Below are 6,107 nucleotides of genomic sequence, written 5' to 3'. Positions count from 1 at the left end.
GATCTCGATCCTCTACGCCGGACGCATCGTGGCCGGCATCACCGGCGCCACAGGTGCGGTTGCTGGCGCCTATATCGCCGACATCACCGATGGGGAAGATCGGGCTCGCCACTTCGGGCTCATGAGCGCTTGTTTCGGCGTGGGTATGGTGGCAGGCCCCGTGGCCGGGGGACTGTTGGGCGCCATCTCCTTGCATGCACCATTCCTTGCGGCGGCGGTGCTCAACGGCCTCAACCTACTACTGGGCTGCTTCCTAATGCAGGAGTCGCATAAGGGAGAGCGTCGAGATCCCGGACACCATCGAATGGCGCAAAACCTTTCGCGGTATGGCATGATAGCGCCCGGAAGAGAGTCAATTCAGGGTGGTGAATGTGAAACCAGTAACGTTATACGATGTCGCAGAGTATGCCGGTGTCTCTTATCAGACCGTTTCCCGCGTGGTGAACCAGGCCAGCCACGTTTCTGCGAAAACGCGGGAAAAAGTGGAAGCGGCGATGGCGGAGCTGAATTACATTCCCAACCGCGTGGCACAACAACTGGCGGGCAAACAGTCGTTGCTGATTGGCGTTGCCACCTCCAGTCTGGCCCTGCACGCGCCGTCGCAAATTGTCGCGGCGATTAAATCTCGCGCCGATCAACTGGGTGCCAGCGTGGTGGTGTCGATGGTAGAACGAAGCGGCGTCGAAGCCTGTAAAGCGGCGGTGCACAATCTTCTCGCGCAACGCGTCAGTGGGCTGATCATTAACTATCCGCTGGATGACCAGGATGCCATTGCTGTGGAAGCTGCCTGCACTAATGTTCCGGCGTTATTTCTTGATGTCTCTGACCAGACACCCATCAACAGTATTATTTTCTCCCATGAAGACGGTACGCGACTGGGCGTGGAGCATCTGGTCGCATTGGGTCACCAGCAAATCGCGCTGTTAGCGGGCCCATTAAGTTCTGTCTCGGCGCGTCTGCGTCTGGCTGGCTGGCATAAATATCTCACTCGCAATCAAATTCAGCCGATAGCGGAACGGGAAGGCGACTGGAGTGCCATGTCCGGTTTTCAACAAACCATGCAAATGCTGAATGAGGGCATCGTTCCCACTGCGATGCTGGTTGCCAACGATCAGATGGCGCTGGGCGCAATGCGCGCCATTACCGAGTCCGGGCTGCGCGTTGGTGCGGACATCTCGGTAGTGGGATACGACGATACCGAAGACAGCTCATGTTATATCCCGCCGTTAACCACCATCAAACAGGATTTTCGCCTGCTGGGGCAAACCAGCGTGGACCGCTTGCTGCAACTCTCTCAGGGCCAGGCGGTGAAGGGCAATCAGCTGTTGCCCGTCTCACTGGTGAAAAGAAAAACCACCCTGGCGCCCAATACGCAAACCGCCTCTCCCCGCGCGTTGGCCGATTCATTAATGCAGCTGGCACGACAGGTTTCCCGACTGGAAAGCGGGCAGTGAGCGCAACGCAATTAATGTAAGTTAGCTCACTCATTAGGCACCGGGATCTCGACCGATGCCCTTGAGAGCCTTCAACCCAGTCAGCTCCTTCCGGTGGGCGCGGGGCATGACTATCGTCGCCGCACTTATGACTGTCTTCTTTATCATGCAACTCGTAGGACAGGTGCCGGCAGCGCTCTGGGTCATTTTCGGCGAGGACCGCTTTCGCTGGAGCGCGACGATGATCGGCCTGTCGCTTGCGGTATTCGGAATCTTGCACGCCCTCGCTCAAGCCTTCGTCACTGGTCCCGCCACCAAACGTTTCGGCGAGAAGCAGGCCATTATCGCCGGCATGGCGGCCCCACGGGTGCGCATGATCGTGCTCCTGTCGTTGAGGACCCGGCTAGGCTGGCGGGGTTGCCTTACTGGTTAGCAGAATGAATCACCGATACGCGAGCGAACGTGAAGCGACTGCTGCTGCAAAACGTCTGCGACCTGAGCAACAACATGAATGGTCTTCGGTTTCCGTGTTTCGTAAAGTCTGGAAACGCGGAAGTCAGCGCCCTGCACCATTATGTTCCGGATCTGCATCGCAGGATGCTGCTGGCTACCCTGTGGAACACCTACATCTGTATTAACGAAGCGCTGGCATTGACCCTGAGTGATTTTTCTCTGGTCCCGCCGCATCCATACCGCCAGTTGTTTACCCTCACAACGTTCCAGTAACCGGGCATGTTCATCATCAGTAACCCGTATCGTGAGCATCCTCTCTCGTTTCATCGGTATCATTACCCCCATGAACAGAAATCCCCCTTACACGGAGGCATCAGTGACCAAACAGGAAAAAACCGCCCTTAACATGGCCCGCTTTATCAGAAGCCAGACATTAACGCTTCTGGAGAAACTCAACGAGCTGGACGCGGATGAACAGGCAGACATCTGTGAATCGCTTCACGACCACGCTGATGAGCTTTACCGCAGCTGCCTCGCGCGTTTCGGTGATGACGGTGAAAACCTCTGACACATGCAGCTCCCGGAGACGGTCACAGCTTGTCTGTAAGCGGATGCCGGGAGCAGACAAGCCCGTCAGGGCGCGTCAGCGGGTGTTGGCGGGTGTCGGGGCGCAGCCATGACCCAGTCACGTAGCGATAGCGGAGTGTATACTGGCTTAACTATGCGGCATCAGAGCAGATTGTACTGAGAGTGCACCATTGCGGTGTGAAATACCGCACAGATGCGTAAGGAGAAAATACCGCATCAGGCGCTCTTCCGCTTCCTCGCTCACTGACTCGCTGCGCTCGGTCGTTCGGCTGCGGCGAGCGGTATCAGCTCACTCAAAGGCGGTAATACGGTTATCCACAGAATCAGGGGATAACGCAGGAAAGAACATGTGAGCAAAAGGCCAGCAAAAGGCCAGGAACCGTAAAAAGGCCGCGTTGCTGGCGTTTTTCCATAGGCTCCGCCCCCCTGACGAGCATCACAAAAATCGACGCTCAAGTCAGAGGTGGCGAAACCCGACAGGACTATAAAGATACCAGGCGTTTCCCCCTGGAAGCTCCCTCGTGCGCTCTCCTGTTCCGACCCTGCCGCTTACCGGATACCTGTCCGCCTTTCTCCCTTCGGGAAGCGTGGCGCTTTCTCATAGCTCACGCTGTAGGTATCTCAGTTCGGTGTAGGTCGTTCGCTCCAAGCTGGGCTGTGTGCACGAACCCCCCGTTCAGCCCGACCGCTGCGCCTTATCCGGTAACTATCGTCTTGAGTCCAACCCGGTAAGACACGACTTATCGCCACTGGCAGCAGCCACTGGTAACAGGATTAGCAGAGCGAGGTATGTAGGCGGTGCTACAGAGTTCTTGAAGTGGTGGCCTAACTACGGCTACACTAGAAGGACAGTATTTGGTATCTGCGCTCTGCTGAAGCCAGTTACCTTCGGAAAAAGAGTTGGTAGATCTTGATCCGGCAAACAAACCACCGCTGGTAGCGGTGGTTTTTTTGTTTGCAAGCAGCAGATTACGCGCAGAAAAAAAGGATCTCAAGAAGATCCTTTGATCTTTTCTACGGGGTCTGACGCTCAGTGGAACGAAAACTCACGTTAAGGGATTTTGGTCATGAACAATAAAACTGTCTGCTTACATAAACAGTAATACAAGGGGTGTTATGAGCCATATTCAACGGGAAACGTCTTGCTCTAGGCCGCGATTAAATTCCAACATGGATGCTGATTTATATGGGTATAAATGGGCTCGCGATAATGTCGGGCAATCAGGTGCGACAATCTATCGATTGTATGGGAAGCCCGATGCGCCAGAGTTGTTTCTGAAACATGGCAAAGGTAGCGTTGCCAATGATGTTACAGATGAGATGGTCAGACTAAACTGGCTGACGGAATTTATGCCTCTTCCGACCATCAAGCATTTTATCCGTACTCCTGATGATGCATGGTTACTCACCACTGCGATCCCCGGGAAAACAGCATTCCAGGTATTAGAAGAATATCCTGATTCAGGTGAAAATATTGTTGATGCGCTGGCAGTGTTCCTGCGCCGGTTGCATTCGATTCCTGTTTGTAATTGTCCTTTTAACAGCGATCGCGTATTTCGTCTCGCTCAGGCGCAATCACGAATGAATAACGGTTTGGTTGATGCGAGTGATTTTGATGACGAGCGTAATGGCTGGCCTGTTGAACAAGTCTGGAAAGAAATGCATAAACTTTTGCCATTCTCACCGGATTCAGTCGTCACTCATGGTGATTTCTCACTTGATAACCTTATTTTTGACGAGGGGAAATTAATAGGTTGTATTGATGTTGGACGAGTCGGAATCGCAGACCGATACCAGGATCTTGCCATCCTATGGAACTGCCTCGGTGAGTTTTCTCCTTCATTACAGAAACGGCTTTTTCAAAAATATGGTATTGATAATCCTGATATGAATAAATTGCAGTTTCATTTGATGCTCGATGAGTTTTTCTAAGAATTAATTCATGAGCGGATACATATTTGAATGTATTTAGAAAAATAAACAAATAGGGGTTCCGCGCACATTTCCCCGAAAAGTGCCACCTAAATTGTAAGCGTTAATATTTTGTTAAAATTCGCGTTAAATTTTTGTTAAATCAGCTCATTTTTTAACCAATAGGCCGAAATCGGCAAAATCCCTTATAAATCAAAAGAATAGACCGAGATAGGGTTGAGTGTTGTTCCAGTTTGGAACAAGAGTCCACTATTAAAGAACGTGGACTCCAACGTCAAAGGGCGAAAAACCGTCTATCAGGGCGATGGCCCACTACGTGAACCATCACCCTAATCAAGTTTTTTGGGGTCGAGGTGCCGTAAAGCACTAAATCGGAACCCTAAAGGGAGCCCCCGATTTAGAGCTTGACGGGGAAAGCCGGCGAACGTGGCGAGAAAGGAAGGGAAGAAAGCGAAAGGAGCGGGCGCTAGGGCGCTGGCAAGTGTAGCGGTCACGCTGCGCGTAACCACCACACCCGCCGCGCTTAATGCGCCGCTACAGGGCGCGTCCCATTCGCCAATCCGGATATAGTTCCTCCTTTCAGCAAAAAACCCCTCAAGACCCGTTTAGAGGCCCCAAGGGGTTATGCTAGTTATTGCTCAGCGGTGGCAGCAGCCAACTCAGCTTCCTTTCGGGCTTTGTTAGCAGCCGGATCTCAGTGGTGGTGGTGGTGGTGCTCGAGAAGGGAAAGAAGTTTTGCTTCGCCGGCTTTTTCCGCCAGTACCTCCGGCGCCGACAAATATAAGAATCCATTGCCGATCAGCGCTTTTGAGTAATCAAGAGGAAGCGTGCGGCGGATTAACTGAGCATACAGTTCCGGTTCTGTCAGCTTCCGTTTAAACGCCTCTTCTTCAGCTGACTTGATGAGAGCGAGCGCGCCGCTGACGTGCGGTGTGGCCATCGATGTTCCCGTCAGCTTTCCGTATTGATGATCGGGCAATGTAGAGAGGATTTCTTCTCCTGGTGCAACGAGGTCAATTTCTTTGTTCGCATTTGAGAATTCGGAAGACTCCCGCGTCAATGACACAGACCCGACAGCGATGACTTCGTTGTATGCAGCAGGGTATGAGTACTCCTCTGTACGGTCATTGCCGTCGCCTTCGTTTCCGGCGGCGCAGACGACGAGCACTCCGTTTTTCACGGCGTTTGTCACCGCTTCTTTCAATTCCGGAACGTCGGCAGGTCCGCCGAGCGACATTGAAATGATATCGGCTTTTTGTTCGACGGCGTAGTTGATCCCGTTGATGATCCATTCATAATCGCCGCTGCCGTCTTCACCGCCGAGCACCTTGACGATTAATAGGTTCGCTTCAGGTGCCACGCCGGAGATGCCGCCGTTTTGATCGTTTGCGGCAATCGTACCCGCCACATGGGTGCCATGTCCATTATAATCATGAAATTGATCTTCTTTTCCATTGTCATCATCAGTAAAGTTTCTGCCTCCGATGATTCGGTCTGCCAAATCGGGATGGGTTGCGTCACAGCCTGTATCAAGCACTGCGACAGTGATATCTTTTCCTTTAAAACCTTGTGACCACAGCTCCGGTGCCTTAATCGCATCGATTCCTTCCGGCAATTCGTTCACGTCCATCAGCTTTGTGTCAGTGACATAAGGAATTAATCGCATTTGCATATGTATATCTCCTTCTTAAAGTTAAACAA

Annotated in this window: 5 protein-coding genes and 2 pseudogenes; 6 read left to right on the top strand and 1 reads right to left on the bottom strand. The window is 52.5% G+C overall.

Features of this window, described 5'->3' with window-relative positions; genetic code table 11:
• The 6 genes and pseudogenes from C2865_RS38970 to aph(3')-Ia all read left to right on the top strand — a co-directional run.
• Nucleotides 1-292: pseudogene (locus tag C2865_RS38970) on the top strand (MFS transporter); the annotation flags it as partial.
• Nucleotides 293-371: 79 nt separating this feature from the next.
• Nucleotides 372-1,454 (top strand): DNA-binding transcriptional repressor LacI, encoded by a 1,083-nt coding sequence (gene lacI / locus C2865_RS38965; RefSeq protein WP_000805902.1) that lies wholly within the window; start codon nucleotides 372-374, stop codon nucleotides 1,452-1,454.
• A 49-nt stretch (nucleotides 1,455-1,503) separates the two neighbouring features.
• Nucleotides 1,504-1,845, top strand: a pseudogene (locus tag C2865_RS38955) (hypothetical protein); the annotation flags it as partial.
• A gap of 50 nt (nucleotides 1,846-1,895) precedes the next feature.
• Nucleotides 1,896-2,159, top strand: coding sequence for a site-specific integrase (locus tag C2865_RS42025; protein WP_003660253.1), 264 nt, complete (start codon nucleotides 1,896-1,898; stop codon nucleotides 2,157-2,159).
• Between the two features lie 103 nt (nucleotides 2,160-2,262).
• Nucleotides 2,263-2,454 carry a Rop family plasmid primer RNA-binding protein gene (locus C2865_RS38945; protein ID WP_000165985.1) on the top strand — a complete coding sequence of 64 codons (192 nt, stop codon included), beginning with the start codon at nucleotides 2,263-2,265 and terminating at the stop codon, nucleotides 2,452-2,454.
• A gap of 1,136 nt (nucleotides 2,455-3,590) precedes the next feature.
• The gene (gene aph(3')-Ia / locus C2865_RS38925; RefSeq protein WP_000018329.1) at nucleotides 3,591-4,406 is read left to right on the top strand and encodes an aminoglycoside O-phosphotransferase APH(3')-Ia; all 816 of its coding nucleotides are present in this window, start codon (nucleotides 3,591-3,593) and stop codon (nucleotides 4,404-4,406) included.
• 694 nt (nucleotides 4,407-5,100) lie between these two features.
• Here aph(3')-Ia and C2865_RS38920 read toward each other — a convergent pair.
• Nucleotides 5,101-6,030 carry a S8 family peptidase gene (locus C2865_RS38920; RefSeq protein WP_269802778.1) on the bottom strand — a complete coding sequence of 310 codons (930 nt, stop codon included), beginning with the start codon at nucleotides 6,028-6,030 and terminating at the stop codon, nucleotides 5,101-5,103.
• Between the last annotated feature and the right edge of the window lie 77 nt (nucleotides 6,031-6,107).

This window comes from Actinocorallia populi (genome assembly GCF_002995495.1).
In the GTDB taxonomy this organism is placed as follows: Bacteria; Actinomycetota; Actinomycetes; order Streptosporangiales; family Streptosporangiaceae; genus Actinocorallia; species Actinocorallia populi.
This window is presented reverse-complemented; position numbering and strand designations above follow the sequence as displayed.